26 protein-coding genes are annotated in these 25,753 nt (G+C 66.2%); 15 read left to right on the top strand and 11 right to left on the bottom strand.

Translation table 11 applies throughout. The features are described from left to right. Positions 1–411 precede the first annotated feature (411 nt). The 4 genes from KUW62_RS04735 to cysE all read left to right on the top strand — a co-directional run bounded on the left by KUW62_RS04735 (position 412) and on the right by cysE (position 4,753). Positions 412–768, top strand: a complete 357-nt coding sequence (locus KUW62_RS04735; protein ID WP_224814366.1) for a hypothetical protein — start codon at positions 412–414, stop codon at positions 766–768. Next, entirely contained in the window at positions 680–3,124 is a 2,445-nt protein-coding gene (locus KUW62_RS04740) for a glycoside hydrolase TIM-barrel-like domain-containing protein (RefSeq protein WP_224814367.1), read from the top strand. Before KUW62_RS04735 ends, KUW62_RS04740 begins: the two co-directional genes overlap by 89 nt. After that, a complete protein-coding gene (locus tag KUW62_RS04745) occupies positions 3,117–3,824 on the top strand; it encodes a DUF2793 domain-containing protein (protein WP_224814368.1) in 708 nt (235 codons plus the stop codon). Before KUW62_RS04740 ends, KUW62_RS04745 begins: the two co-directional genes overlap by 8 nt. Positions 3,825–3,937: 113 nt before the next feature. Beyond that, on the top strand, positions 3,938–4,753 hold the full coding sequence (cysE, locus tag KUW62_RS04750) for a serine O-acetyltransferase (RefSeq protein WP_224814369.1): 816 nt from the start codon (positions 3,938–3,940) through the stop codon (positions 4,751–4,753). A 13-nt stretch (positions 4,754–4,766) separates the two neighbouring features. On the opposite strand, the gene KUW62_RS04755 is transcribed toward cysE, so the two are convergent. From KUW62_RS04755 to irrA, 4 genes are all read right to left on the bottom strand, one after another. Beyond that, on the bottom strand, positions 4,767–5,456 hold the full coding sequence (locus KUW62_RS04755) for a hypothetical protein (protein ID WP_224814370.1): 690 nt from the start codon (positions 5,454–5,456) through the stop codon (positions 4,767–4,769). Between the two features lie 47 nt (positions 5,457–5,503). Then, positions 5,504–7,324 carry a translational GTPase TypA gene (gene typA / locus KUW62_RS04760; RefSeq protein ID WP_224814371.1) on the bottom strand — a complete coding sequence of 607 codons (1,821 nt, stop codon included), beginning with the start codon at positions 7,322–7,324 and terminating at the stop codon, positions 5,504–5,506. A gap of 108 nt (positions 7,325–7,432) precedes the next feature. Then, complete coding sequence (locus KUW62_RS04765; RefSeq protein WP_224814372.1) at positions 7,433–7,684, bottom strand: hypothetical protein; 252 nt, start codon at positions 7,682–7,684, stop codon at positions 7,433–7,435. After that, positions 7,684–8,103 (bottom strand): iron response transcriptional regulator IrrA, encoded by a 420-nt coding sequence (gene irrA / locus KUW62_RS04770; RefSeq protein ID WP_224814373.1) that lies wholly within the window; start codon positions 8,101–8,103, stop codon positions 7,684–7,686. The genes KUW62_RS04765 and irrA overlap by 1 nt, the downstream gene beginning before the upstream one ends. Positions 8,104–8,284: 181 nt before the next feature. Between irrA and fabA the strand changes: the two genes are divergently transcribed. From fabA to KUW62_RS04800, 6 genes are all read left to right on the top strand, one after another. Beyond that, complete coding sequence (fabA, locus tag KUW62_RS04775; protein WP_224814374.1) at positions 8,285–8,794, top strand: bifunctional 3-hydroxydecanoyl-ACP dehydratase/trans-2-decenoyl-ACP isomerase; 510 nt, start codon at positions 8,285–8,287, stop codon at positions 8,792–8,794. 150 nt (positions 8,795–8,944) lie between these two features. Beyond that, positions 8,945–10,174 carry a beta-ketoacyl-ACP synthase II gene (locus KUW62_RS04780; protein WP_224814375.1) on the top strand — a complete coding sequence of 410 codons (1,230 nt, stop codon included), beginning with the start codon at positions 8,945–8,947 and terminating at the stop codon, positions 10,172–10,174. A gap of 9 nt (positions 10,175–10,183) precedes the next feature. Next, positions 10,184–10,972 carry an enoyl-ACP reductase gene (locus KUW62_RS04785; protein WP_224814376.1) on the top strand — a complete coding sequence of 263 codons (789 nt, stop codon included), beginning with the start codon at positions 10,184–10,186 and terminating at the stop codon, positions 10,970–10,972. Positions 10,973–11,133: 161 nt separating this feature from the next. Then, a complete protein-coding gene (locus KUW62_RS04790; RefSeq protein WP_224814377.1) occupies positions 11,134–11,823 on the top strand; it encodes a haloacid dehalogenase type II in 690 nt (229 codons plus the stop codon). Further along, entirely contained in the window at positions 11,823–12,656 is an 834-nt protein-coding gene (locus KUW62_RS04795) for an alpha/beta fold hydrolase (RefSeq protein ID WP_224814378.1), read from the top strand. The genes KUW62_RS04790 and KUW62_RS04795 overlap by 1 nt, the downstream gene beginning before the upstream one ends. Next, positions 12,653–13,630, top strand: coding sequence for a threonine/serine dehydratase (locus KUW62_RS04800; RefSeq protein WP_224814379.1), 978 nt, complete (start codon positions 12,653–12,655; stop codon positions 13,628–13,630). The genes KUW62_RS04795 and KUW62_RS04800 overlap by 4 nt, the downstream gene beginning before the upstream one ends. A gap of 14 nt (positions 13,631–13,644) precedes the next feature. On the opposite strand, the gene KUW62_RS04805 is transcribed toward KUW62_RS04800, so the two are convergent. The 3 genes from KUW62_RS04805 to pcaD form a co-directional block, all read right to left on the bottom strand. Continuing rightward, entirely contained in the window at positions 13,645–14,856 is a 1,212-nt protein-coding gene (locus tag KUW62_RS04805; protein ID WP_224814380.1) for a TCR/Tet family MFS transporter, read from the bottom strand. Between the two features lie 75 nt (positions 14,857–14,931). Continuing rightward, positions 14,932–16,260, bottom strand: coding sequence for a lyase family protein (locus tag KUW62_RS04810; RefSeq protein ID WP_224814381.1), 1,329 nt, complete (start codon positions 16,258–16,260; stop codon positions 14,932–14,934). Further along, positions 16,257–17,048 (bottom strand): 3-oxoadipate enol-lactonase, encoded by a 792-nt coding sequence (gene pcaD, locus KUW62_RS04815; RefSeq protein ID WP_224814382.1) that lies wholly within the window; start codon positions 17,046–17,048, stop codon positions 16,257–16,259. The genes KUW62_RS04810 and pcaD overlap by 4 nt, the downstream gene beginning before the upstream one ends. A 142-nt stretch (positions 17,049–17,190) precedes the next feature. On the opposite strand from pcaD, the gene KUW62_RS04820 reads away from it, so the two are divergent. Together KUW62_RS04820 and KUW62_RS04825 are read left to right on the top strand one after the other, a co-directional pair. Further along, complete coding sequence (locus KUW62_RS04820) at positions 17,191–18,276, top strand: Zn-dependent alcohol dehydrogenase (RefSeq protein WP_224814383.1); 1,086 nt, start codon at positions 17,191–17,193, stop codon at positions 18,274–18,276. Between the two features lie 83 nt (positions 18,277–18,359). After that, positions 18,360–19,580, top strand: coding sequence for a mandelate racemase/muconate lactonizing enzyme family protein (locus KUW62_RS04825; RefSeq protein WP_224814384.1), 1,221 nt, complete (start codon positions 18,360–18,362; stop codon positions 19,578–19,580). Between the two features lie 28 nt (positions 19,581–19,608). Here KUW62_RS04825 and KUW62_RS04830 read toward each other — a convergent pair whose 3' ends face one another. The 4 genes from KUW62_RS04830 to KUW62_RS04845 form a co-directional block, all read right to left on the bottom strand. Beyond that, a complete protein-coding gene (locus tag KUW62_RS04830; RefSeq protein WP_224814385.1) occupies positions 19,609–20,376 on the bottom strand; it encodes a FadR/GntR family transcriptional regulator in 768 nt (255 codons plus the stop codon). 205 nt (positions 20,377–20,581) lie between these two features. After that, positions 20,582–21,244, bottom strand: a complete 663-nt coding sequence (locus KUW62_RS04835; RefSeq protein ID WP_224814386.1) for an OmpA family protein — start codon at positions 21,242–21,244, stop codon at positions 20,582–20,584. Between the two features lie 120 nt (positions 21,245–21,364). Further along, positions 21,365–22,219, bottom strand: a complete 855-nt coding sequence (locus tag KUW62_RS04840) for a bifunctional helix-turn-helix domain-containing protein/methylated-DNA--[protein]-cysteine S-methyltransferase (protein ID WP_224814387.1) — start codon at positions 22,217–22,219, stop codon at positions 21,365–21,367. A 212-nt stretch (positions 22,220–22,431) separates the two neighbouring features. Further along, positions 22,432–23,535 (bottom strand): Hint domain-containing protein, encoded by a 1,104-nt coding sequence (locus KUW62_RS04845; protein ID WP_224814388.1) that lies wholly within the window; start codon positions 23,533–23,535, stop codon positions 22,432–22,434. Between the two features lie 159 nt (positions 23,536–23,694). Here KUW62_RS04845 and nth point away from each other — a divergent pair, with 159 nt between their 5' ends. From nth to KUW62_RS04860, 3 genes are read left to right on the top strand one after another with little or no spacing between them, the layout of a single operon-like run. Continuing rightward, entirely contained in the window at positions 23,695–24,363 is a 669-nt protein-coding gene (gene nth, locus KUW62_RS04850) for an endonuclease III (protein ID WP_224814389.1), read from the top strand. Then, entirely contained in the window at positions 24,360–24,749 is a 390-nt protein-coding gene (locus tag KUW62_RS04855; RefSeq protein WP_224814390.1) for a RidA family protein, read from the top strand. The genes nth and KUW62_RS04855 overlap by 4 nt, the downstream gene beginning before the upstream one ends. 3 nt (positions 24,750–24,752) lie before the next feature. Then, positions 24,753–25,748 carry an adenosine kinase gene (locus KUW62_RS04860; RefSeq protein ID WP_224814391.1) on the top strand — a complete coding sequence of 332 codons (996 nt, stop codon included), beginning with the start codon at positions 24,753–24,755 and terminating at the stop codon, positions 25,746–25,748. Positions 25,749–25,753 lie beyond the last annotated feature (5 nt).

Raw genomic sequence — 25,753 nt, forward strand, 5'->3', positions numbered from 1 at the left:
GACCGATCCAGAGAGAATTTGCGTGTCTCGCCCTTTGCCGGTCGGCTCGGCGACGCGGATTAAGCAACGATATCCGCGCGGCGCGCGGTGGCTGGCGGGCGATCCAACCGGGCTCAACACGTTGAAAACCCGGCGTTAAAGGCGGTCTGGTTAATATCCGGTTAGCGCGCGGTGCCCACGTTAACCAATTGAAAACGCAAAACTTCTTGACCCATCGAACGGTCCATGGCACCTCTTTAGGCACGCTGGAAGATGTGGGTCAACGGCCTGGGGATCACGCCCCTCGGGTCGTTTTTTTGTGCCTGAATGCCAGATCCGGGTGGCAGCCCGGACCGTGGCGGCACGGAAAAGTCGGAACGCCACATGCTGCTCGTGCCTGAGAGTGATTTCATGGACGCGAGGTAGACCGAGATGAGCAAGACGATTGAGAACGACGATCTGCAAGCAGATCGCGCCGAGGTTCTGGTGACCGAGGCGCGGGATGCATTTGATCGTGCGGTTCGGGTGTTGAATGACAGCTGCTCGCAGCTGGAAACCATGCCCGATGCCGGCGAAGGCGACGTGATGAAATGCGTGCGGCAGATGAATGCCGCGTTCATTCACACGATGGAAATGAGGGAGAAGGCCCGTGTCGCAGGATGCAAACGGTTTGGGGAAACCGGCGCAGGACAGCTTGACCTTGCCGCCGCACGCACTGAAATCGGGCTCCGCCTGGCTTGCCTGCGCGGACACGAAGACGGAAGCGGCGTTCCTGGAGAGCCTGAGTGACGCGGCCCTTGCGGCCCTGCCATGGCTCTTTGAATTCTGGGCGCTCCCGCATCAATTGCCGCCCGAAGGCGATTGGCGGACCTGGGTGGTTCTGGGGGGACGGGGCGCGGGCAAGACGCGTGCCGGGGCCGAATGGGTGCGGTCGATGGTGGAGGGACCCTCGCCGGACGCACCCGGTCGGGCCAAGCGGGTGGCCCTGGTCGGCGAAACCTATGACCAGGCGCTGGCCGTGATGGTGAAAGGGGAGAGCGGGCTGATCGCCTGCTCTCCGCCCGACCGCGTACCGCGCTGGGTGGCAGGCGAGCGCATGCTGGTTTGGCCCAACGGGGCGGAAGCGCGGCTGTATTCGGCCAATGACCCGGAGGCTTTGCGCGGCCCGCAATTCGATTTGGCCTGGTCGGATGAATTCGGCTGCGCGGCGATCGACAAGGGCTCCAACGAGCCCAACAAGTTCCTTGATCCGAAATCCTCCGAAAGCGATGTGCCGCATTTCTCCAACGGGCGGCGCGACGACCTGATCCAGGCGCAATATCTGCGCGCGACGCTGGATTACTGGGCGGAGGAGGGGCGAAATCCCCAATCCGATCAATATGATGGCCCGATGCTGGACCTCGGTCGCGCCCATGCCTGGGCGTGGGATGCGCGGCCCTGGCCCGCCTTTCCAAATGACCGCAGCCGCTGGTCGGATGGTGGCAATTGGCACAAGGGCCACTGGATGACCGGTCGGCTGGAAGCGCAGCCGCTCGACCTTGTCGTGGCCGAGATTTGCGAAGAAGCGGGCATCACCGACTACGACGTCTCCGCCCTTTACGGATTGGTGCGCGGCCACGTCTCCGCCCAGACGCAAAGTGCGCGGGCGCGACTGCAACCGCTGATGCTCGCCTATGGGTTCAACGCGGTGGAGCGGGACGGCAAGATCATCTTCCTGCCCATCCCCGACCTGCCCGAGACGGTGATCGAAGCGCCGCTCACGGCGCGCGATGACGATGGTGAAGGCGGCCTCACGCGCATCCGCGCGCCCGAGGCGGAAACCGTGGGCCGCCTGCGCATCGGATATACCGAGGCGGAGGGGCTCTATGACGACAAGGTGGCCGAAGCGATCCATCCCGGCGACGGGGCCGATCAGGTCAACGATGTGGACCTGCCGTTGGCCCTGACGCGGGCCGAGGGGCAGGGGATGGCGGAACGCTGGCTCGCCGATGGGCGGGTGGCGCAGGACACGTTGCGCTTCGCCCTGCCGCCGTCGCGCCGCGCCATCGGGGCCGGTGCCATGGTCGCCACCGAGGATGGCCATACCTGGCGCATCGACCGGGTGGAAGATCGCGGCTTCCGACAGGTGGAGGCGGTGCGCGTGGAACCCTCGACCTCCATCCCCTCCGACGAGGTGGAGGAGGTCGTGGCCGTGGAGGCGTTCGTGCCACCCCTGCCGGTCACGCCCGTCTTCATGGACCTGCCGCTTCTGACCGGGGACGAGGTGGAACACGCCCCGCATCTGGCCGTGGCCGCCGATCCCTGGCCCGGCTCCGCCGCCGTCTATTCCGCGCCCGGCGCCGATGGCTTCACGCTCAACAAGCTGGTGGATCAGCCTGCGATCATCGGTACGCTGGAGGAGCCCTTGGTGGCACAGCCCTCTGGCCTGTGGGACCGGGCCGGGGTGCTGAAAATACGCTTGGAGACCGGCGCGCTGTCGTCGGCCGAGATGTCCGCCGTTCTGGCAGGCGCCAATGCCGCGGCCATCGGATCGGGGCAGGACGACATATGGGAGGTGATCCAGTTCACTGAGGCCACCCTCGTCGCCGCGGAGACGTGGGAGATCGGGATGCGCCTGCGGGGCCAGCAAGGCACGGACGCGGTGATGCCCGATGTCTGGCCGGAAGGCACGCTTTTCGTGTTGCTGGATGCGGCGGTGGGGCAGGTCGATCTGCCAAGCTCCGCCCGCGGGCTGGTGCGCCATTGGCGCGTCGGGCCATCGCGGCGCTCGGTCGACGATGCAAGCTACGTCGAAAATGTGTTGGCGTTCCAAGGTATTGGCCTGCGCCCATATTCTCCGGTCCACCTGCGCGCGCCCCGCGACGGCGCGGCGCGGGACGTCAGCTGGATCAGGCGGTCCCGCGTGGATGCCGACAATTGGGACGGCGTGGACGTGCCCCTGGGAGAGGCATCGGAGCAATATGTCCTGCGCATCTCCGACACCGGCGCGATCCGGCGGGAGGAGATCCTGACATCCCCCGCCTTCACCTACACCGACGCCATGCGCGCCAGCGACGGCACGCAGACCGACTACGCGATCGAGGTTGCCCAAGTCTCCGAACGGTTCGGGGCGGGGCCATTTGCAAGGATAGAGATCAATGACTGAGACACCCGAGCTCACCCTTCCGCTTCTGGCCCCGGCACAGGCGCAGAAGCATGTGACCGTGAACGAGGCGTTGATGCGTCTGGACGGTCTGGCGCAACTGCGCCTGCAATCGGTCACGGAGACCACGCCGCCCGCCGCACTTGCGGGCCGCGCCTATGGTGTGCCCAACGGCGCGGTAAACGCCTGGGCTGCGCAGGACGGGAACGTGGCCATCGCGTCGGGCGGGGGCTGGATTTTCGTCGCCCCCCATCGCGGCTGGCGCGCGATGGTGCTGGATCAGGGGATGGAGGCGACGTTCGACGGGGCCGGTTGGCGGCTTGGTGCCACCACGCTCAGCCCCGGCAATGCCTCGCTCAACATGAAATCGGTGGAATTCGACGTGACCCTGACCGCCGGGGCGTCCGTCACCACGCCGATCCTCTTCCCCGCCCGTGCGATTGCATTCGGCGTGACGGGCCGTGTCACTGCCGCGATAACAGGGGCGGCGACGACGTGGGATCTGGGCGTGGCGGGCGATCTGCAACGCTATGGCTCCGGCCTCGGCGTCGGGTTGAATTCCTGGGTCAACGGCCCCGGCGCGCCGCAGGTCTACTGGTCGCCCACGGCATTGGAGATCACGGCGCAGGGCGGCAATTTCGCGGGCGGGACGATCCGCCTCGTCGCCCATTACGCCGAATTGAGCCTGCCCGATCCGGTCTGATCCCCGGTTCGGCATCTGTCAGCTGAGCTGACATCCCTCACGTTCGATTGCATGGACCTTTGCCTGACGCTGCCGTATCTTCTCGGCGACGGCAGGCAGAGGAGGCGATGCAGATGGCACGCACCCAGGAAAATGTGAGTGAACTGGATCCGGTCTGGCGCCGGATCACCGACGAGGCACAGGATGCCGTCCGCGACGAACCGTTGCTGGGCGGGCTGGTCCATGCCTGCATCCTCCACCATCCCTCCCTCGAAAAGGCATTGGCGTATCGCGTGGCGCAAAAGCTCGCATCGTCCGAGATGTCGGAGCAGCTTCTGCGCGAGATCGCGGATGAGGCTTTCGCGTCGGACCCGATGCTCGGTGCACAGGCGCGCGCGGACATCGTGGCCGTCTATGACCGCGACCCGGCCTGCCATCGCTTCCTGCAACCCTTGTTGTTTTTCAAGGGCTTCCAGGCCGTGACCGCCTATCGGGTCGGCCATTGGCTGTGGCGGCAGGGGCGCAAGGATCTGTCCTACTTCATTCAGATGCGCGTGTCGGAGGTGTTCGGCGTCGACATCCATCCAGCGGCGCGGGTGGGTCAGGGCATCATGATCGACCACGCCCATTCCATCGTCATCGGTGAGACGGCGGTGGTGGGTGACAACGTCTCCATGCTGCATTCCGTTACGTTGGGCGGCACCGGTAAGGAGGAGGAAGACCGCCACCCGAAAATCGGCGACGGTGTGCTGATCGGGGCGGGTGCAAAAGTGCTCGGAAATATCGAGATCGGCCATTGTTCCCGCATCGCGGCGGGGTCGGTCGTTCTGGCCGAGGTGCCGCCGTGCAAGACCGTGGCCGGCGTGCCGGCCAAAATCGTGGGGGAGGCCGGGTGCGACCAGCCATCGCTCACCATGGATCACCTGTTCGGCGGCCCCTCTCAGGCGTGACGCAATAGGCGGCTCAGGCCGCCGTTTGCACCCAGCGTTCCTTGGGCATCTTGGGCAGGGCGGGGCCGGGTTCGGCTGCTGTGAAGCCCTGCTCGATCTCCGCTTCCGTCAGGTCGCAGATTGCGTATCCGTCGCCGCGCACGAAGGTGCGGATCGCCGTGACGGGGAGCACGTATTTCTCCGCCCCCATGGCGAATTCCACTTCGGTCAGGCGCATCGTCTCGGCATCCACGAACAGATCGACGATGCGCGCGATGGGGCCTTCCCCGTTGAACACGACGGAGCCGAGCCAATCGCTCATCCTGTCCAGCTGATCGACGGCGTCCCGCGTTGGGCGATCCTTCGTCACCGGGTAGCCAAGGAATTGCGCGGCCATCAGGATCGGCGAATAGGTCATGCCGAACGGGCCCACGATCACGGGCGGCAGCGCGCTGAGATCAACCACGTTATCCGAGCCGAGGCGCGGCGCGTTGGCCAGATCACCTTCGCTGACATCGGCGGTCCAGGTGCGCGTTCCTTCGTCGAAAGCCCGCAGGCGCTTGGCATGGACGAGCACGTCGGTGTTCGTGACCCAACCGCCCCCTTCGAGCACGGCATATTCGACCGCCAGGCTGTCGGGATCGAACATCAGATCGTTGATACCGAATGTGCCGGCCTTGGCCTGCAACGTGGAATTCTTGACACTCGTGAATGGGGCAATCATGGGCCACCTCCTTACACGCATAACGCGAAGGTGGCCCGATGGTTCCCTTACGCGCTGGCGCGGGACTGGCGCTTGCGCTCGTGCGGGTCGAGGTATCGCTTACGCAGGCGGATGGCATTGGGCGTGACTTCGACCAGCTCATCATCGTCGATATAGGCGATGGCCTGTTCCAGCGACATGGTGACGGGCGTGGTCAGCTTCACCGCCTCATCCGTGCCGCTGGCGCGCACGTTTGTCAGCTTCTTGCCCTTGAGCGGGTTCACTTCCAGGTCATTGTCGCGGGAATGCTCGCCGATGATCATGCCGGTATAGACGGGGGCCTGGGCGCCGATGAACATCTTGCCGCGATCTTCCAGGTTCCACAGGGCGAAGGCCACCGAGGTGCCGTTTTCCATGGAGATCAGGACACCCTGACGGCGGCCCGGGATCGCACCCTTATAGGGGGCCCATTCGTGGAAAACGCGGTTCAGGACGCCCGTGCCACGCGTATCGGTCAGGAATTCGCCGTGATAGCCGATCAGACCGCGCGACGGCACACGGGCGATGATCCGGGTTTTGCCCGCGCCGGCCGGCTTCATTTCCACCAGGTCCCCCTTGCGGGAGCCGGTCAGCTTCTCGATCACCGCGCCGGAATAATCGTCATCCACGTCGATGGTGACTTCCTCCACCGGCTCCAGCGTCGTGTCGCCGTCTTCACGCATGATGACCTGCGGGCGGGAGATGGAGAGTTCGAACCCTTCCCTCCGCATGTTCTCGATCAGGACACCCATCTGCAATTCGCCCCGGCCCGAGACTTCGAATGCCTCTCCGCCGGGCGTGTCGGCGATCTTGATGGCGACGTTCGATTCCGCTTCCTTCATCAGGCGCTCGCGGATGACGCGGGATTGCACCTTCTTGCCGTCGCGGCCCGCAAGCGGGCTGTCGTTGATGCCGAAGGTGACGGTGATGGTCGGCGGGTCAATGGGTTGCGCTTCCAGCGGTTCATCCACGGCGAGCGCGCAGATCGTGTCGGCAACGGTGGATTTCGCCATGCCCGCAAGCGATACGATGTCGCCTGCCAGCGCCTCCTCAATGTCCTGCTGCGCGAGGCCGCGGAAGGCCTGGATGCGGGTGACGCGGAATTGTTCGATCTTCTCCCCCAGGCGGCTGATCGACTGCACTGTCTGCCCGACCTTGAGGCGACCGGATTCGACGCGCCCCGTCAGAAGCCGCCCCACGAACGGGTCCGCCCCCAGCGTCGTGGCGAGCATGCGGAAATCATCGTCCTGACGCTTGATCTGCTTGGGCTCCGGCACGTGGCGCACGATGAGGTTGAAGAGCGCGCTGAGGTCCTTGCGCGGGCCGTCCAGATCGTGATCCGCCCAACCGGACCGGCCAGAGGCGTACATATGCGGGAAATCAAGCTGATCTTCGGTCGCGTCGAGGTTGGCGAAGAGGTCGAACACCTCGTCCAACGCGCGGTCGGGTTCCGCATCTGGCTTATCGACCTTGTTCAGCACCACGATGGGGCGCAGGCCAAGGGCCAAGGCCTTCGACGTCACGAATTTCGTTTGCGGCATCGGGCCTTCGGCGGCATCCACCAGCAGGACAACACCATCGACCATGGACAGGATGCGCTCCACCTCTCCACCGAAATCGGCGTGGCCGGGTGTGTCCACGATGTTGATCCGCGTGCCCTTCCATTCCAGCGAGGTGGGCTTGGCGAAAATCGTGATCCCGCGTTCGCGTTCCAGGTCGTTGCTGTCCATGGCCCGCTCAGCCACGGCCTGGTTCTCGCGGAACGCGCCGGATTGCTTCAGAAGCTCGTCCACCAGCGTGGTCTTGCCGTGGTCAACGTGCGCGATGATCGCGATATTGCGGAGGTCCATGGGAGATGGCCTTTGGTGAGGTACGGATTTGATGCGGCGCTTAGGGGGTTTTGGCCCCGATGGCTAGGGCGAAACGCCAATGCCCGGAATTTGGGCGCGACCCTTGCTCTAACCCGCGATCCGTCGCGCCCGGAAAAACCGCCAAAGCGCGAAGATCGCCAGCAGCGCGCAGAGGATCGCCATGGGCGCCCAGACAAAGGCGGACGTGGTGTAAACGCCGTCCTCGGCGGAGACAAAGCAGCGCCCCAGATCGTTGAAGCAATCGCGGTGACGCCAGTAGCGATCAAAGAAGGCGACGGCGAAGAAAACGGCGCAGATCGTGTAAATCGCAGCGAACAGGCCAATTCTTGCGCGGCGCATCAGTCCTTTTTGCGCAGCCGGATCACTACATCGACCTTTGCGATCTCGTAGCCTTCGGGGACCGATGGCAGGGCCTTGATCTGAAGCTCGGACGCCGGTGCGTCACACAGCGCGCTGCTTTCTTCCATGTAGAAATGCGGGTGATCATCGACATTGGTGTCGAAATAGCTGCGCGAGCCATCGACCGTGACCTCCTGCATCAGCCCGGCATCGCAAAACGCGCGCAAGGTGTTGTAGACGGTGGCCAGGGACACCTTGTCCCCGGTGCCAAGCACGGCTTCGTGCAGGCCTTCGGCTGTCACATGCCGGTCCTGCCCGTCGCCCACCAGCAAAGCGGCCAATGCAAGGCGCTGACGCGTGGGGCGCAGTTCGGCCTGGCCAAGCCAGGATTGGGAACGTTCGAGGGCTTCGGGGGTCATTTTCCCGGGCTTTCTACAAGGTCTTTCCCATATATGGCCTATTGCGTGTGCATTGCAATTGCCCATGTGTCACGGGGGTCCGGGGCCCACATGGCCCATGCCTTGCGCCGCAAAAGCACGCAATGGTAGACCCAAGGCAAGCCGAAGACGGCACAAAGGCAACGAGCGGGGACAGATTTCCATGGCCGACTACCCAACCAGTTTCGATCGCGACGATCTGCTGAAATGCGCGCGGGGCGAGCTTTTCGGTCCCGGAAACGCACAATTGCCCGAGCCACCGATGCTGATGATGGACCGGATAACCGACATTTCCGGTGACGGCGGCGCCCATGGCAAGGGACATGTGCTGGCCGAATTCGACATCACGCCCGACTTGTGGTTCTTCGAGTGCCACTTCCCCGGCAACCCGATCATGCCCGGATGCCTCGGCCTCGATGGCCTGTGGCAATTGACAGGCTTCAACCTTGGCTGGCGCGGCTGGACGGGCCGTGGCTATGCACTGGGCGTGGGTGAGGTGAAGCTCAAGGGCATGGTGCGCCCCGACCGCAAGATGCTGACCTACAAGATCGACTTCACCAAGGCGATCCAGACCCGGCGGCTGACGATGGGTGTGGCCGACGGCATCGTGGAGGCCGACGGCGAGGTGATCTACGAGGTCAAGGACATGAAGGTGGCCCTGAGCGAGAGCTGAGCGCCGGCTGCGTCAGACTCTGCCATGCACGACTGGGTAAAATCGAACAGGCGGGCCCACAGTTTCTTCTGCCGCGGCCGCATAGCCTAATTGGTTGCGCGGTGGGGGGCGGAGCGCCTAGATACCGTGAAAGGTTAAGGGAGTGCGTATATGCGCCGAGTTGTCGTCACGGGCCTGGGGATCGTGTCCCCCATCGGAAACACCGCCGACGAGGTGACGGAAAGCCTGAAGGCCGGTCGCTCCGGGATCGAGGCGTCGCCCGAGATGGCCGAGCACGGGTTTCGTAGCCAGATCGCGGGGACGCTCAAGATCGACGTGGCCGAGCATGTGGACAAGCGCGCGCTTCGGTTCATGGGGCCGGGCGCGGCCTATGCCCATATCGCGATGGGGCAAGCGATTGCCGATGCGGGATTGGGCGAGGACGACGTGGTCAATGAACGCACGGGGCTGGTCGCCGGGTCCGGCGGGCCGTCGACATCCGCCATGTTCGCAGCACATCAGACGGTGCTGAAAACGGGCGCGACCAAGCGGATCGGGCCCTTCGCGGTGCCGAAATGCATGTCGTCCACGATCTCCGCCAATCTGGCGACCGCCTACAAGATCAAAGGCATCAATTATTCCATCACCTCGGCCTGCTCGACGTCGCTGCATTGCATCGGCAACGCGGCGGAACAGATCATGATGGGCAAGCAGGACGTGATGTTCGCGGGCGGAGCGGAGGAGCTGGATTGGACGCTGTCGTGCCTCTTCGACGCGATGGGGGCAATGTCGTCGAAGTATAACGACACGCCCGAGAAAGCCTCCCGCGCGTTCGATGCGGATCGCGACGGGTTCGTGATCGGCGGCGGCGGGGCCATTTTGGTGCTGGAGGAGATGGAGCGCGCGGTGGCGCGGGGTGCGAAGATCTACGCTGAGGTGACGGGCTTTGCGGCCACGTCCGACGGCCACGACATGGTCGCGCCTTCCGGCGAGGGTGGGGAACGCGCGATGCGGCTGGCCCTGCAAACCCTGCCAGAGGGCCGAAAGGTCAGCTACATCAACGCCCACGGCACCTCGACCCCGGTGGGCGATGTGGGCGAGGTCGAGGCCGTGCGCCGGGTCTTTGGCCAGGGCACCACGCCCCCGATTTCCTCGACGAAGAGCATGACCGGCCACGCACAGGGCGCGGCGGGTGCCCTGGAGGCGGCGTTTTGCCTGCTGATGCTGGAGGGCGATTTCATCACCCCGTCGATCAATGTCGAAACCCTCGACCCCGCGCTCGACGCGGGCGAGATCGCGACCGACTTCCGGGCCGATGCGGGCCTCGACAGCGTCATGACGAATTCCTTTGGCTTTGGCGGGACCAACGGGTCCATGATCCTGAGCCGATTTCAGAAGTGAGTTTTCAAAATGGCTGATTTGATGAAGGGCAAACGCGGCCTCGTGATGGGGGTCGCCAATGACCGTTCGATTGCCTGGGGGATTGCCAAGGCGTTGGCTGGCGAAGGGGCGGAGCTTGCCTTTTCCCACCAAGGCGAGGCATTCGGCAAGCGGGTTGAGCCTTTGGCAGCCTCGCTCGGCTCCGACCTTCTGGTGGACGTGGACGTCAACGACGATGCCTCGATGGATGCGTGTTTCGCGAGGTTGAAGGAGGCGTGGGGGTCGCTTGATTTCGTGGTCCACGCGATCGCCTATTCCGACAAGACCGAGCTGACGGGTCGCTTCACCAACACGACGCGGGCCAATTTCCAGAATTCGCTGACGATCTCGTGCTATTCCTTCATCGACGTGGCGCGCCGCGCGGCGGAGTTGATGCCCGATGGCGGCACGCTGCTGACCCTGACCTACCAGGGCTCGAACCGGGTGACGCCGTTCTACAACGTCATGGGCGTGGCCAAGGCGGCGCTGGAATCCTCCGTTCGCTACCTGGCGAACGATCTGGGCCCCCAGGGGATCCGCGTGAATGCGATCTCGCCTGGTCCGATGAAGACCCTGGCAGGCGCGGCCATCGGGGGCGCGCGCAAGACCTTCAAGACGACGGAGGCCAATGCCCCGATGCGCGCCAATGCGACGCTGGAGGCGGTGGGCGGCACGGCGGTCTACCTCGCCTCCGATTACGGGGCCTGCACGACCGGAGAGATCGTGACGGTGGATGGCGGGTTCCACGTGCTCAGCATGCCGCAGCCGGAAAACCTCTGATCCGGCGGCGCCGCTGACGCGGCATTCCCTTTTTGTATGTGGGGGGGCGCTGCCCCCCGTCCTTGCGGACTCCCCCCCGGGATATTTCCGGCACATGGAAGGAGAGAGGCGTTGCGCGGGGCGGGGGCGCGTGAAAATGTCCAGGCCAGGGAGGGGTTGCGATGTCCGGGATCAAGGTCTGCGTGTTCGACGCCTATGGCACGTTGTTCGATGTGGCGGCAGCGGCGCGCGCGCTGGCCGCCGAGCCGGGGCGGGAGGCGTTTGCGTCGGTCTGGCAGCAGGTGGCGGCCGATTGGCGGGTCAAGCAATTGAGCTATTCCTGGCTGCGCGCCGTGGCGGGCGACCATTGTGATTTCTGGCAGGTGACATGTGACGCGCTGGACTGGGCGCTGGACCGAGCCGCCATGGCGGAGCCGGATTTGCGCGAGGCGTTGTTGGGGCTTTATTGGACGTTGGACGCCTACCCAGAAGTGCCCGAGATGTTGGCGGCGCTAAAGGGGGCGGGGTTGCAGACGGCGATCCTGTCCAATGGCTCGCCCGAAATGCTGAAAGGCGCCGTGGAAAGCGCCGGGATTTCCCCGCTGCTCGACGCGGTGCTGAGCGTGGAGGATGTCGGTGTCTTCAAACCCGATGCCCGGGTCTACGACATGGTGGGCGCGCGGTTCGGTTGCACACGGGAAGAGGTCCTCTTCGTATCCTCCAACGGGTGGGACGCGGCCTTCGGGGCAGCCTACGGCTTCGACACGTTATGGGTGAACCGGGCGGGGGAACCGATGGACCGGTTGAGCGGACGGCCCGGGCGGGTGGCGGATGATCTGACCGGGGTGCCGGTCTTGGCAGGAGTGGTGTGATGGACTTCGTGACGGCGGAAGACAATGTCCGGCTGGCCTATGACGATGCGGGGCAGGGCACGCCGCTCCTCTGCCTGCCCGGCCTGACCCGGAACATGGAAGATTTCGAGCCGGTGCTGGAGCATTACGGGGGGCACGTGCGGGTCATCCGGATGGATTTTCGCGGGCGTGGCGCGTCGGATTTCGCCGATCCCGCCACCTATACGCCGATGCAGGAGGCGCGCGATGTGATCGCGCTCCTGGACCATCTGGGACTGGAGCGTGTGGTGATCCTCGGCACCTCGCGCGGCGGGTTGGTGGCGCTGATGCTGGCGGCCATGGGACGCGCGCGGCTGGCGGGCGTGATTTTCAACGATATCGGGCCGGAGGTCATGGGGGCGGGCCTGTCCAACATCATGGATTACCTCGGCAAGCCGCCCCAGTTCTCCTCCCTCGCGGAGGCCGCCGCCGCGATGCCGGTGCTCTACGACGGTGTCTTCCGCAACGTGGCCCCGCGCCAATGGGCGGACCTCGTGCGCCGGATCTGGCGGGAGGAGGGCGGCAAGCTGCACCTGCGCTACGACCCGAAATTGCGCGACGCCGTGGCCCCGGCCTTTGCGCCCGACGCCGTCGCGCCGGACCTCTGGCCGCTTTTCGATGCGCTGGACGGGCTGCCGCTTGGCCTGATCCGGGGCGCGCAATCCAACATCCTGTCCGCAGAAACGGCGGCCGAGATGCGCCGCCGCAGGCCGGACATGGCGTTCGTGGAACTGGGCGACCGGGGCCATGTGCCGTTCCTGGACGAGCCGGGGGCGCGCGCGGTCATCGACGCGGTGCTGGAGCGCGTGGCATGATCGGGATCGACGATATCCGGGCCTCCGCTGCGCGGGCGGAAGGCGTGGTGCGGCGCACGCCGCTTCTGTCCTCACCCTTCCTGGACGAGATCGCGGGGCGGCCCGTGTTCCTGAAGGCGGAAGTGTTGCAGCACACGGGATCGTTCAAGTTCCGGGGCGGCTGGTCGGCGCTATCGGCCCTCGACCCCGCCACGCGCGCCGAAGGTGTGATCGCCTATTCCTCGGGCAACCACGCCCAAGGCGTGGCGCGCGCGGCGGAGCTCTTCGGGGTGCCTGCCGTGATCTTGATGCCGTCCGACGCGCCCGCGCTGAAGATCGCCAATACAAGCGCTATGGGGGCCGAAGTGGTGCTCTATGACCGGGCGGGCGGCGAAAGCCGGGAGGAGATCGGGCAGGACATCCAGCGGCAACGGGGCCTGACCCTGATCCGCCCCTTCGACGAGCCGATGGTGATCGCGGGGCAGGGGACCTGCGGGCTGGAGATTGCGGAGCAGGCGGCGGAGGCGGGTGTGGAGCGCGCGACGGTCCTGACCTGCTGCGGTGGCGGCGGCCTGACATCGGGCATCGCGACGGCGCTGGCGGCCCTTGCGCCCGACATGCAGGTGCGTCCGGTGGAGCCGGAGGGGTTTGACGACGTCGCCCGCTCCCTCGCCTCGGGCGGGATCGTGACGAATAACGGCCCCGAGGTCGGGCTATGCGACGCGGTCCTGACCCGCGCCCCGGGCGAGATCACGTTCCCGATGATGCAGACCCATTGCGGCCCGGGCCTCGTCGTGACGGACGCGGAGGTCAAGGCGGCGATGCGCCATGCCTTCGCACGCCTGAAACTGGTGGTGGAACCCGGCGGCGCGGTGGCGCTCGCGGCGGCGCTATTCCACGGAGACGCGCTGGAAGAGGGACCGGTGATCGCCACGCTCTCCGGCGGCAATGTCGACGCGCGCCTGTTCGCACAGATCCTGGCCGAGGGCGACTGACAGCGCGCCGGGTCTTATTCCGCCGGCTGCGCCTTGGGCCGGGCCGCGCCGACGAAGATCGCAAGCGCGGCGGCCATCAAGACGGCGGCCAGTAGGAACGGCGCACCCGGCAGCCAAAGCCCGGTCTCCTCCCGTGTGAACCAGAAGAACGCCTGGGTCATCACCAGCGGGCTGAGGATCATCGACAGCGACGAGATGGAGGCGAGCACGCCCTGCAACTCGCCCTGCTGATCGGCCCCGGCGGCCCGGCTCATCACCGCTTGCATCGCGGGCGCGACCACAGCCCCCACGGCAGAGATCGGGATCAGGACCCAGACCATCCACGCATCGGTCGCCAGCCCGTAGGCTATGAGGCATGTGGTGTTCAGGATCAGGCCCCAGAACACGGCGCGCGTCTCTCCCAGGCGGGGCAGGATCACGCGGATCAGGCCGCCCTGTACCACCGCCATCGCCACGCCGTAGACGGTGAGGGACACGCCGACCATCCGCGCCTCCCACCCGAACGCGGCCTGGGTGTAATAGGCCCAGATCGCGGGATAGACGAAATTGGCGATCTGGTAGGCCAGCATTACCGCCAGCAACACGCGTACGCCCGGCAGCGCCCCGATTTGCATCAGGCCACCGAGGGGATTGGCGCGCGCCCAATCCAGCACCCGGCGGCGCGCGGCGGGCAGGCTTTCGGGCAGGACGAAATAGCCAAATGCGAAATTGGCGGCGGCCAGACAGGCGGCGGCCATGAAGGGCGCGCGCGGGTCCAGATCGCCCAGGAAGCCACCGATGATCGGCCCGAGGGTGAAGCCCATCCCGAACCCGGCGGAGATCAGGCCGAAACTCTGCCCCCGTTTCTCCGCGCTGGATATGTCAGCCATATAGGCCAGTGCCGTGGCATGGGTGCCCGCCGCGATACCCGCCACGATCCGGCCCAGAAGCAACAGCCAGATCGTGTGTGCAAAGCTCATCAGCACGTAATCCGCCGCGAGAACCGCCATGGAAATCAGCAAGATAGGCCGCCTGCCATAGCGGTCCGACAGGTTGCCGAGCGTGGGGGCGCACAGGAATTGCATCACGGCGTAGGAGGCCGAAAGAATGCCCCCCCAAAGTGCTGCATTCGACAGGTCGCTGCCCCGGACCTCTCCGATCAAATCCGGCATCACCGGCAGGATCAGGCCAATGCCCATCGCGTCGATGGTCACGGTGATCAGGATGAACAGGACGGGAAGGCGCATCGGACCTCGGCAGCCGCTAGATGTGTCAACCTAGATTTACACCGCGCGATTGACAAGGCTGCGGGCCGCCGCCTGCTAGTCTTTCATCATGGTCCGTGCCGCTTGGGCGAAATTGCGGGCCTCCGTCGGGGCTTGGCCAAGGCTTGCGGGGGGTGTCAGGTCTGGCAGGGCGGCCTTGGGATGGGCGTCTGCCACAAGCTCCGGTAAGGGGCGGCCCGTTTCGCGCGCGGCAATGGCCAGGCGCTTGATCGCGTCCTGTGCTTCGGGGCGGGGCATAGCGGCGGCCAGGGCGAAACTCAGCGCCTCGGCATGGATCAGGCCAAGCGGATCGTCCAGATGGCGGGCCATCGCCTCGGGGCGTGGCTCAAGGCCCGCGGCCAGCGCACCACCCAACGCGCTGGCGCGGGCGGCGGCGGCGGCGAGCGGCGGCAGGGTCAGCCACTCGGTGAACCACGCCGCCCCGTCGCGCGCCTCACCATGGGGCACCGACAGCGCGGCCACCTGCGCGGGCGCGAAACGGGCGAGTGCCAGCAGGATCGACGGCCCCACCGGGTTCTGCTTCTGCGGCATGGTGGAGGACGCCCCGCTGCCGCCCAATCGCACCTCTCCGATCTCCGACCTAGTCAGGCGCGAAAGATCCTCGCCGATCTTGCCCATCGCCGTCGTAACGGCGGCAAACCATTGACCAAGCTCCACAATCCAGTCCCTTTGCGCGTGCCATGATTGGCCCGGATCGGGCAGATCAAGCGCCTCCGCCAGGCCCGCCCGGATCGCGGCGGGGTCCGCCCCGATCTGGCTTGCCGTACCCGCCGCGCCGGAGAGGGAGATGGCGAGGCTATGGGCCCGCACCGCCTCCGACCGCTCCAGAAGCCGCAGAAGCGGCCAACCCCAGCTCGCCACTTGCGCCCCGAAACTCGATGGCACCGCCACCTGACCGTAGGTCCGCGCGGCCTGCGGCAGCTCCGCGTGGGCCTCCGCCAGATCGGCCAAGGCGCCCAGGGCGGCGCGCAACCGCGCCTCGATCAGCGCCACGATCTGCCGCATCCGCAGCGCCTGACCGGTATCCTGGATATCCTGCGACGTGGCCCCCCAATGCAGGTATTGCCCGTGTTCCGGCGCGTCGAGCGCCTTGCGAAACGCCGCCACCAGGCCCGGCACGCTGACGCCATTGGCCCCCACGGATCCGGCCAGCCCGCCGGGGTCGATCTGCACCTCCATCGCGGCGCGGTGCAGGAACGCGCCCGACACTTCCGGAATCACGCCCGCTTGTCCCTGCACCTTCGCCAAGGTGCCGAGCACCAGCATCATCGCGCGGATCCGCGCGCTGTCCGACAGAAGCCGCGCAACCTCCGCATCGCCGAACATCTCCCGGTGGAGCGCGCTGTCGAAGAGTGAGGCGCTCATGGCAGATGTCCGATCGCGCCCAAGAAATCGCTTAGATGGGCGGCGAAGGTCTCCGGGTCTTCCACGCAAGGCAGATGCCCCGTGCCACGGATCAGCTCGAACCGGCTGCCGGGGATCAGGTCCGCCAGTTCCCGCACCAGGTCCGGCGGCGTCGCCCCGTCCCGGTCGCCTGCGATGACCAGCGTGGGACAGCGCAGGGCGGCGGTGGTGGTGTAGAAATCGCTGCCCGCAATCGCCGCGCAACATCCCACGTATCCCTCGGGCGGACAGGTCTCCACCATCCGCCGCCACGGGGCGACGGCGTCGGAGGTGCGGAAATCCGGGGCGAACCACCGCTCCAGGATCGCATCGGTCATCGCGGGCAGGCCGTCCGCACGGATCGCCGCGACCCGCTCCTCCCACATCGCGCGGGTGCCGATCTTGGCCGCCGTATTGGACAGGACCAGAGCCCGGATCAGGTCGAGCCGCTTGGCCGCCAGCCCCTGCGCGATCAGCCCGCCGATGGACAGGCCCACGAAGACCGCATCGCGCACGCCCAAAGCCTCCATCACCGCCTCGGCCTCCCCCACCAGCGCGCCCATGGAATAGGGCGGGGCGGGGCAATCCGACAGGCCATGGCCCCGCTTGTCATAGCGGATCAGCCGCAGACCCCCGGGAAGGCGCGCCACGACCCCGTCCCACAGCCGCAGATCCGTGCCGAGCGAATTGGCGAAGACGACGGGCGGGCCATCCTCGGGCCCCGTCACGTCGACATGCAGGGCCACGCCCTTGTGCATCACGATGTCCATGTCCCGTATCTCGGTCAAATCCGGGGGCTTGTGCAAGCGCCATACGCGCCGCAAGGTCGCGCCCTGTCCCTCGCGTGCCGCCTTTCGGCCCGCAATCCCGGCCCGCCCGCGACAAGCTGGCGGAAAACGAACGGAGTGTCCGATGCCGAAACAGATCCGCGCCGCCCTGTGCCACGCTTTCGGGGAACCGCTTGTGGTGGAGGACATCAATCTGCGCGATCCCGGCCCGGGGGAGGTCGGTGTGAAGCTGGAGGCGGTGGCGATCTGCCATTCCGACATCTCCTACATGGACGGGGCTTGGGGCGGCGCGCTTCCGGCTGTCTACGGGCACGAGGCGGCGGGGATCGTCACGGAGGTGGGCGACGGCGTGACCGGCATTTCCCAAGGCGATCGGGTGATCGTGACGCTCGCCAAATCCTGTGGCCAATGTCCGTCCTGCGCGTCGGCACAACCGATGTATTGCGGCGGCAATGCCGTGGAGGATCCGGTCCTGACCACGCCGGGCGGCGACGCCGTCACCAAGGCGATGAATTGCGGGGCGTTTGCGGAGGCTGTGGTGGTCCATGCCAGCCAGACCGCGCCCATCGGCGATGCGATCCCGGCGGATGTGGCATGCCTTCTGGCCTGCGGCGTGCCCACGGGCATGGGCGCCGTCATCAACACCGCGCAGGTCCGTCCCGGCGACAAGGTCGTCGTGATCGGCGCCGGCGGCGTGGGCCTTAACGCGATCCAGGGCGCGCGGATTTCCGGCGCGGCCCGGATCGTCGCCATGGATCTGGAGGACAAGAAGCTCGCCGATGCGCTGGAATTCGGCGCGACCGACACCCTTTCCGCCACAACAGAAAAGCCGTGGAAAGCGCTCTACAAGCTTCTTGGCGGCGCGCTGGCCGATCATGTCTTCGTCTCCGTCGGCGCGATCCCGGCCTACGAGACGGCCCTGCGCCTGCTTGCCCCGCGCGGCACCGCCTATGCCGTCGGCATGACCCATAACGGCCAGTCCACCGGGTACGAGCCGGTGATCTTCGCGGCCACCGGGCAAGGCATCCGCGGCTCCTATCTGGGCGAGATCGTTCTGAAACGCGATATTCCCTGGATGGTCGACCTCTACGCCCAGGGCCGCCTGAAACTGGATGAGCTGGTCTCCAACCGCTGGTCCTTCGATCAGATCAACGAGGCGATTGCAGACACCCGGACGGGACAAGCCCGCCGCAATGTGATTACGTTTTGATTCAAATCCGTGCCCGCGCTCTTTGCTTCCGAAATACCTCGGGGGGCTTGGGGGGCTGGCCCCCTAACTGACCGGTCTGCCCCATGCGCCTCGATTTCCTTGAACTCTTCACCGTCGCCCCGCCGCCACCGGGCTGGGGTGGGCGCTATTGGCTGATCGTCCGCGTCACGACCGATACCGGCCTGACCGGACTGGGAGAAATCTATGCCGCAGGCGTCGGGCCGGACGCGATGTCGGCTGTCCTCCACGACGTCTTCACCCGCCACATGCGGGGCCGCGCGCCCCATGATGTGGAGGTGATGTTCCGCCGCACCTATTCCAGCGGCTTCACCCAACGCCCCGACCCGACGGTCATCGGTGCCTTTTCGGGGCTGGAAATGGCGTGCTGGGACATAGTGGGCAAGGCGCGGGATTGTCCCGTCTGGGCAATGCTGGGTGGGCGGATGAACGACCGCGTCCGGGCCTATACCTACCTCTACCCAGAACCCCACCACGATCCCGCGCGCTTCTGGGTCGATCCCGACATGGCGGCGGAGGCTGCCCTGGCCCGTGTGGCCGAAGGCTATACGGCGATCAAATTCGACCCCGCCGGACCCTATACGATGCGCGGCGGTCACATGCCCGCGTTGAGCGATATCGACCTCTCCGCCCGGTTCTGCGCGGCGATCCGCGACGCCGTGGGCACTCGCGCGGACCTGCTCTTCGGCACCCACGGGCAATTCGCGCCCGCAGGCGCGATCCGCCTCTCCCGCGCGTTGGAGCCCTTTGACCCCCTCTGGTTTGAGGAGCCGATCCCGCCCGACAATTTCCAGGGGCTGGCCGAGGTCGCAGTCAAGACCTCCATCCCCGTGGCGACCGGCGAACGCCTGACCACCAAGGCGGAATTCGCCCAGGCGCTCACCCACGGCGCGCGTATCCTGCAACCGGCGCTGGGGCGTGCGGGCGGGATCTGGGAAGGCAAGAAGATCGCGACCCTCGCCGAAGCCACGGGCGCACAGATCGCCCCGCATCTCTATGCCGGGCCGGTGGAATGGGCCGCGAATGTCCATCTGGCTGTCAGCTGCGCCAGTACATTGATGGTGGAGGCGATCGAGACCCCGTTTCACGAGGCGCTCGTCACTGGGCGGCCGAAGGTGGAGGACGGCTTCGTCACCGCGCCCGACGCGCCCGGCCTCGGGATCACGCTCAACGACGATGTGGCGGCGGCCCATCCCTACGAGGGCAACCGCCTGCACCTGGAGATGCAGGATGCGCCGTGTGACTGGCAGAACGGCAACGCCTTTGGCGGCGGGGCGGCGGATTAGGGGCAGCGGGGGCTGATCGGCGGCGGGCCTAGCGGTCCTGCTCGTGGGCGTAGCGCAATTGCGCGATCTCCTCGTTCTTCTCGGACCGTTTCAGCTCGCTCATCTCCTGCTTCACGTAATCCAGATGCGCGATCACCGCAGCTTTGGCGGCCATCGGGTCACGGGCCTGCAGGCCGGCATTGATGTCCCGGTGCTGGTCCAGCAGCATGTCGCGCGTCGTGCGGTTCTTGAACATCTGCTGGCGATTGAAGAACACGCCCTGGCGCAGCAGGTTGAAACTGGCGCGCATCATGTGCAGCAGGATCACGTTGTGGCTCGCCTCGATGATCGCCAAATGGAATTCCGCGTCCAGCTCCGCCTCGTCGGACGGATTGCGCTTGCGGTGGGCGCCTTCCATCTTGTGAAAGATCGTGTCGATCACCTTCAGGTCAGTGTCGGAGCCCTGGATCGCCGCCCGCTCCGCCGCGATCCCCTCAAGGTCTTGGCGGAAGGCGATGTAGTCGAAAACCGCTTCGTCATGGGCGGCCATCAATTCGATCAGGGCAGGGGAAAACGCTGATCCAAGGACATCCGCCACGTAGATCCCGGCACTGGCGCGGGTCGCCAGAAGACCACGCTCCTGCAAATCGGCGACTGCTTCTCGGAGGGAGGGGCGCGACACACCCAGACGCTCGGACAATTCCCGCTCCGACGGCAAGCGTTCACCGGGGCGCAGGATACCGCGCAGGATCAACTGTTCGATCTGCTTGACCACGGATTGCGAGAGCTTCTCGGCCTCGATGCGTTGAAACGGCATGTACTGCCCCCTTGAATTGGTCAAACGATATGACCAATGGAGTGGGCTGTCCAGCCTGCCTGCCGCCGCTTGCCGGGTCGCGCCGGGCAGATGTCGGATGCCTCCGGCGGGGATATTTTTGGCACATGGAAGACAGGGGGCGCGAGAAAAACGGCCCGCCGCGCCGGAGGGCAGGGCGGGCCGATTTCAAGTGCGGAGCGCGTGTTCAGCGCGGGCGGATGATGATCTCCACCCGGCGGTTCTGCTGGCGACCTTCGGGGGTGAGGTTGGTGGCCACGGGATCATCCTCCCCCCGCCCGATGGAGCGGACGCGCGAGGGCGCCACGGCGGCTTCCAGAAGCACACCGGCCACGGCCTGCGCCCGGCGGGTGGAGAGGTCCTGGTTGTAGCCGGCCGAGCCGGTATTGTCGGTGTGGCCTTCCACGATCACGTCGGTATTGGGATATTGGTTCAGGTTCGCGGCCAGGCGGCGCAGTTCGGCCTGGAGCCCGGCCCGGATCGAGGCGCTGTCGACATCGAAGAGGATGCCCTCGGGCATCGTCACGATCAGCTCCGCCCCGGTATTCTCGATCAGGATCTGGTCGTTGTTGAGTGCGCCGCGCAGATCGCGGGCCTGCGCGTCGAGCGCGTTGCCGATGGCCCCGCCCGCGGCCGCGCCGATCGCCGCACCCAGAACCGCGTTGCGGCCCTGGTTGTCGTCATCCGCCGTGGCGCCGAGGAACCCGCCCAGGATGCCGCCGATCACCGCGCCGTCGCGGGTGCGGTTCTGTTCGCCGCTGCCCCCCGGGGCGACGCCGTTGGTCACGCATCCCGCCAGTGCAAGGCTGGCGGCGCTCGCCAGGAGGACGGGTTTGAGAAGATAAGCCATGATATGCCCTTTATTGCCTGAATACCCCGTTTCCCGCGGGTTGTTCGGCCCAGTATAGCAAAGCGCGGCGGGCCGGATAGGGGGAAAGCGCGGCGGCGTGCGCCATGGGCAGGCGCGCGCTCAGGCCGCGCCGTCCTCGGTGCTGGCGGCTTCCCACGCGAGCATGGCGCGTTTGACCGGCAGGCCCCAATGGTAGCCACCCAGCCCGCCGGATTTGCGCAACGCGCGGTGGCAGGGGATCAGCCAGGAAATCGGGTTGCGCCCCACGGCGGTGCCCACGGCGCGCACGGCGCGGGGCTTGCCGATGGCGCCCGCGATCTCGGAATAGGTGGTGACATGGCCAGTGGGGATGTTGAGCAGCGCCTCCCACACCTTGATCTGGAACGGTGCGCCGATCAGGGCGAGGTGCACATCGCCCGCCGCGCCGAACGCCGCCTCCGCCATCGGGCGCAAGGATTGGGGATCCTCCACGTAATCGGCATTGGGCCAGCGGGAGCGGAGGTCGGCCATCGCGGGCTCCGGCCCCGTCTCGGACGCGAACCCGATGCCGCAGATGCCCTTGTCGGTCGCCATCACCAGCGCCGGGCCGAAGGGGCTGTCGAACCAGCCCCACCGGATCGTGAGGTCGCGCCCGCCGGACGCGTAGGCGCCGGGGCTCATCGCCTCCCACCGCAGGAACAGATCGTGCAGCCGTCCGCCGGAGGTCAGGCCCGTCTCCCCCACCGTATCGAGCACGGTGAATCGTTCCGCCAGAAGGCGGCGGGCGTGGTCGAGGGTCAGGTATTGCTGGTAACGTTTGGGGCTGACCCCGACCCAGCCGGAGAAGGTGCGCTGGAAATGCGCGGGGCTCATGTCGAGCGCGCGGGCCAGGTCGTCGAGGCTCTGATGCGGGTCCGCGTCGATCAGGTCGAGCGCCCGGCGCATCACGTTGAAATGGTAGCTTCCCGATGGGTCGAGCGGGGTGTGGTCGTTCATCTCTGCGCCTCCTTGCCCCCCAATCTAGGCAAGCGCGCGGGCCGGCGCGACCCGGTTCTTGCGGCAAAGATGGCGGGCTGGCCGGGATGGTTGAACGCGTGGTCGGGAAATCCTTAGGGGAGGATAGATACATTCGTGGCTACTGCATCTACATTCGGCACGGATGCGCGCGATCTTCCTTCAATCGGTCACGCACCATCCGAGCGGACTATTCAGGCGGCCCTGTGTGCGCGGCGCCGGGCGGCGGGAACGGGTCGGTCGGCAAGGGCGGGCGCCGCGAACCGTCCCGGACGCAGGGCCCTGGCCTCCCGCGCGGTCAGGCACAGGCGCGCGGTCTGGCGGTGCCCGTCGGCCAGCGCGCGGCGGAGCGTCTCGGGCGGGCCGGGGCGCAACAGCGGGGTCCGGTCGCCGAGATAGAGGCTTTCCGTGGCGACACCGTCGCAAAAAAGCACCTCGTGCCGTTCGAACAATAGATGGTGATAGGCGTCTCCGCCCCCGGGGCGGACCTCCGACACGCCGGGCCAGCCAAGCAGGTGACGCGCCGCCACGAAGACTTCAGCCGCGCCGAACAGAAGCGTGCAGGCCGGGTGGGCCAGGAGGATCCGATGCTGGGGAGAGACTCGCAGCCTACGCGCCGGCGATCCGGGGCCGAGCGCGCCGGGACGTATCTCGATCGGGGCGGGAAACCCGGCATGATCCTCGAACGGGCGCAAACCGCGCCAGCGCACCTTCTGCCAGCCGCGATCAAGCGTCCACAACGCATCGCCCACACCGATCCGCTCGACCGGCTGCATGCCGTCCTGCGTCATCAGCCTCGTGCCGGAGACGAAACACGGCACGTCCTGGAAATCCTCGTAGGCCGTCCGCGTGTCGGGGCGCGCTTCGTTCTCGGACGTGTTGGGATCATCGCTTCGGGGCGCGCCGACGTTGTAGCTGTAGCTGAACGTATAGACGACACCGGGTTCGAGCGGCGTATTGACCAGGTCGCCCACATGTACGCCGTTGATTTCAACGCGGGTGACTTCGATCTCGGTGCCGTCGGGCGCGACGTAGACATCCACGGATTCCGCGTAGACCTGACCGGAATGAAGCAGGTTGCCATCCATGTCGAAGACATTGGCGTCCTGATTGCTGTCGTCCCCGATCTCGTTGTTGTCGTAATCCCCGTCGAGGTACCGGCCGGTCCCGCCTTCGATGATTTCGAACCGCACGCGATCTTCGTTGGCGTTGAAATCCGACGGAAGGGAAATCGTGGACGTATTGTAATCGTGGACGATGGCGTCGGTCGTGTAACCGATGATGGTATAATTCGGCATGGTCGGGCTTCGCGATCTAGGTGGACGGACAGGGCGCGACCCTTGCAGACAGACCTAAACGGAGCCTGAACACCCCACCGCGCGATAGATCGCATTGTCCATTTTCCCGCGCCGCCACTTGCGCCTTGCCGCGCCGGGCCCAAGTGGCCAAAAAGGGCCATGGCAAAAGTCGCGAAACCCCTCGATTACCAGACGATCCACGAGATTTTCACCCGGTTCCGCGCGGCGGAGGCGGAGCCGAAGGGCGAGTTGCACCACACCAACGCCTACACGCTCGTCGTCGCCGTTGCGCTCTCGGCGCAGGCCACCGATGCCGGTGTGAACAAGGCCACGGCGGACCTGTTCAAGGTCGCCGACACCCCGCAGAAGATGCTTGATCTGGGGGAGGAGGGGCTGACGCGCCACATCAAGACCATCGGGTTGTTCCGGCAGAAGGCCAAGAATGTCATCAAGCTCAGCCAGATCCTCGTCGATGAATATGGCGGCGAGGTTCCGTCCTCCCGCGCGGCCCTGCAATCGCTTCCGGGCGTCGGGCGCAAGACCGCGAACGTGGTGCTGAACATGTGGTGGGGGCAACCGGCGCAGGCCGTGGACACCCATATCTTCCGGGTGGGCAACCGAACGCGGATCGCGCCGGGCAAGGATGTCGACGTGGTGGAACGCGCGGTGGAAGATAACGTGCCCGCCGAATTCCAGCTTCACGCCCATCACTGGCTGATCCTGCACGGTCGCTATGTTTGCGTGGCGCGCAAACCCAAATGCCCCGCCTGCCTGATCCGCGACCTGTGTCCGTTCGAGGACAAGACGCCGGAGCCCGCGTTGAAATGAGCCGCCGAAACGTCTCCTCCGGGTCCTATCTGGAACCGCAGATCGGGTTTTCGCGGGCCGTCCGGATCGGCAACGTCGTCGCCGTGGGTGGTACGGCCCCGATTGCGGCGAGCGGCGGGATCGATTGCATCGGGGATGTCTACGGCCAGACCAGGCGCTGCCTTGAGATTGCGCTGACGGCCCTGGTGGAGGCCGGGGGCGACTCCGCCGATGTGATCCGGACCCGCATCTTGCTGACCGACATCGCCACATGGGACGAAGCCGCCCGCGCGCATTCCGAGATTTTCACCGATATCCGCCCCGTCACCACGGTGATGGAGGTCTCCCGTTTCGTCGATCCCGACTGGCTGGTCGAGATCGAGCTGGACGCCATTGTGAAGGACTAGACCATGACCCAGACCTACGACCTCGTGGGCATCGGCAACGCCGTTGTCGATGTCATCTCCCACGCCGATGACAGCTTTCTCGACAATATGGGCATCCAAAAGGGCATCATGCAGTTGGTCGAGCGGGAACGGGCCGAGATCCTCTATGGCGCAATGACCGACCGGGTGCAGGCGCCGGGCGGGTCGGTTGGCAACACGGTCGCGGGCGTGGGCGCGCTGGGTCTGAAGACGGCGTTCCTGGGCAAGGTGAAGGACGACGCGCTGGGGCTGTTCTATCAGAACGGCATGGCGGCGGACGGAATCGACTTTCCGAACCCGCCGGTGTCGGGCGCCGATATCGCGCCCACGACACGCTCGATGATCTTCGTCTCGCCGGATGGGGAGCGGTCGATGAACACCTATCTGGGCGCGGGCGCCGATTTTGATGAGGGCGACGTGGACCCGGACGTGGCGGGCAACACACGCTATCTGTTCCTGGAGGGCTACCTCTATGACAAGGACGAGGGCAAACGCGCCTTTACCGCCGCGGCGCGGGCCTGCCACGACGGCGGCGGCAAGGCCGGTATCTCGCTTTCGGACCCGTTCTGCGTGGACCGGCACCGGGACGATTTCCGCCGCCTGATCGCGGAGGAGATGGATATCACCCTCGGCAACGAGGAGGAATGGCTGTCACTTTACCAGACCGACGATCTGGAGGACGCGCTGGCCCAAGCGGCGCGGGTGTGTGACATCGTGGTCTGCACACGCTCCGGCGATCCGGTGATCCTGATAAAGGGCGACACCCGCGCGGATGTGCCTGTCACCAAGGTGACGCCGGTGGATGCGACCGGCGCGGGCGATCAATTCGCCGCCGGGTTCCTCTATGGCATCGCGACCGGCCAAACCCTTGAAAATGCGGGCAAGATGGGTGTCGCCGCAGCGGCGGAGGTCATTGCCCATGTCGGCCCCCGGCCCAAGCGCCCGTTGCGAGAGGTCTTCTCCGAACAGGGCCTGATCTGAGGCGC

Origin of the sequence: Hasllibacter sp. MH4015, from assembly GCF_020177575.1 — a bacterium.
Classification (GTDB): Bacteria; Pseudomonadota; Alphaproteobacteria; order Rhodobacterales; family Rhodobacteraceae; genus Gymnodinialimonas.

What these genes read in the sequence shown, in the direction of transcription:
- KUW62_RS04735 (WP_224814366.1), top strand. Translation starts at nt 412, where the DNA reads ATGAGCAAGACGATTGAGAACGACGATCTGCAAGCAGATCGCGCCGAG.
- KUW62_RS04745 (WP_224814368.1), top strand. Translation starts at nt 3,117, where the DNA reads ATGACTGAGACACCCGAGCTCACCCTTCCGCTTCTGGCCCCGGCACAG.
- cysE (WP_224814369.1), top strand. Translation starts at nt 3,938, where the DNA reads ATGGCACGCACCCAGGAAAATGTGAGTGAACTGGATCCGGTCTGGCGC.
- KUW62_RS04755 (WP_224814370.1), bottom strand. Translation starts at nt 5,456, where the DNA reads ATGATTGCCCCATTCACGAGTGTCAAGAATTCCACGTTGCAGGCCAAG.
- typA (WP_224814371.1), bottom strand. Translation starts at nt 7,324, where the DNA reads ATGGACCTCCGCAATATCGCGATCATCGCGCACGTTGACCACGGCAAG.
- KUW62_RS04765 (WP_224814372.1), bottom strand. Translation starts at nt 7,684, where the DNA reads ATGCGCCGCGCAAGAATTGGCCTGTTCGCTGCGATTTACACGATCTGC.
- irrA (WP_224814373.1), bottom strand. Translation starts at nt 8,103, where the DNA reads ATGACCCCCGAAGCCCTCGAACGTTCCCAATCCTGGCTTGGCCAGGCC.
- fabA (WP_224814374.1), top strand. Translation starts at nt 8,285, where the DNA reads ATGGCCGACTACCCAACCAGTTTCGATCGCGACGATCTGCTGAAATGC.
- KUW62_RS04780 (WP_224814375.1), top strand. Translation starts at nt 8,945, where the DNA reads ATGCGCCGAGTTGTCGTCACGGGCCTGGGGATCGTGTCCCCCATCGGA.
- KUW62_RS04785 (WP_224814376.1), top strand. Translation starts at nt 10,184, where the DNA reads ATGGCTGATTTGATGAAGGGCAAACGCGGCCTCGTGATGGGGGTCGCC.
- KUW62_RS04790 (WP_224814377.1), top strand. Translation starts at nt 11,134, where the DNA reads ATGTCCGGGATCAAGGTCTGCGTGTTCGACGCCTATGGCACGTTGTTC.
- KUW62_RS04795 (WP_224814378.1), top strand. Translation starts at nt 11,823, where the DNA reads ATGGACTTCGTGACGGCGGAAGACAATGTCCGGCTGGCCTATGACGAT.
- KUW62_RS04800 (WP_224814379.1), top strand. Translation starts at nt 12,653, where the DNA reads ATGATCGGGATCGACGATATCCGGGCCTCCGCTGCGCGGGCGGAAGGC.
- KUW62_RS04805 (WP_224814380.1), bottom strand. Translation starts at nt 14,856, where the DNA reads ATGCGCCTTCCCGTCCTGTTCATCCTGATCACCGTGACCATCGACGCG.
- KUW62_RS04810 (WP_224814381.1), bottom strand. Translation starts at nt 16,260, where the DNA reads ATGAGCGCCTCACTCTTCGACAGCGCGCTCCACCGGGAGATGTTCGGC.
- pcaD (WP_224814382.1), bottom strand. Translation starts at nt 17,048, where the DNA reads ATGGACATCGTGATGCACAAGGGCGTGGCCCTGCATGTCGACGTGACG.
- KUW62_RS04820 (WP_224814383.1), top strand. Translation starts at nt 17,191, where the DNA reads ATGCCGAAACAGATCCGCGCCGCCCTGTGCCACGCTTTCGGGGAACCG.
- KUW62_RS04825 (WP_224814384.1), top strand. Translation starts at nt 18,360, where the DNA reads ATGCGCCTCGATTTCCTTGAACTCTTCACCGTCGCCCCGCCGCCACCG.
- KUW62_RS04830 (WP_224814385.1), bottom strand. Translation starts at nt 20,376, where the DNA reads ATGCCGTTTCAACGCATCGAGGCCGAGAAGCTCTCGCAATCCGTGGTC.
- KUW62_RS04835 (WP_224814386.1), bottom strand. Translation starts at nt 21,244, where the DNA reads ATGGCTTATCTTCTCAAACCCGTCCTCCTGGCGAGCGCCGCCAGCCTT.
- KUW62_RS04840 (WP_224814387.1), bottom strand. Translation starts at nt 22,219, where the DNA reads ATGAACGACCACACCCCGCTCGACCCATCGGGAAGCTACCATTTCAAC.
- KUW62_RS04845 (WP_224814388.1), bottom strand. Translation starts at nt 23,535, where the DNA reads ATGCCGAATTATACCATCATCGGTTACACGACCGACGCCATCGTCCAC.
- nth (WP_224814389.1), top strand. Translation starts at nt 23,695, where the DNA reads ATGGCAAAAGTCGCGAAACCCCTCGATTACCAGACGATCCACGAGATT.
- KUW62_RS04855 (WP_224814390.1), top strand. Translation starts at nt 24,360, where the DNA reads ATGAGCCGCCGAAACGTCTCCTCCGGGTCCTATCTGGAACCGCAGATC.
- KUW62_RS04860 (WP_224814391.1), top strand. Translation starts at nt 24,753, where the DNA reads ATGACCCAGACCTACGACCTCGTGGGCATCGGCAACGCCGTTGTCGAT.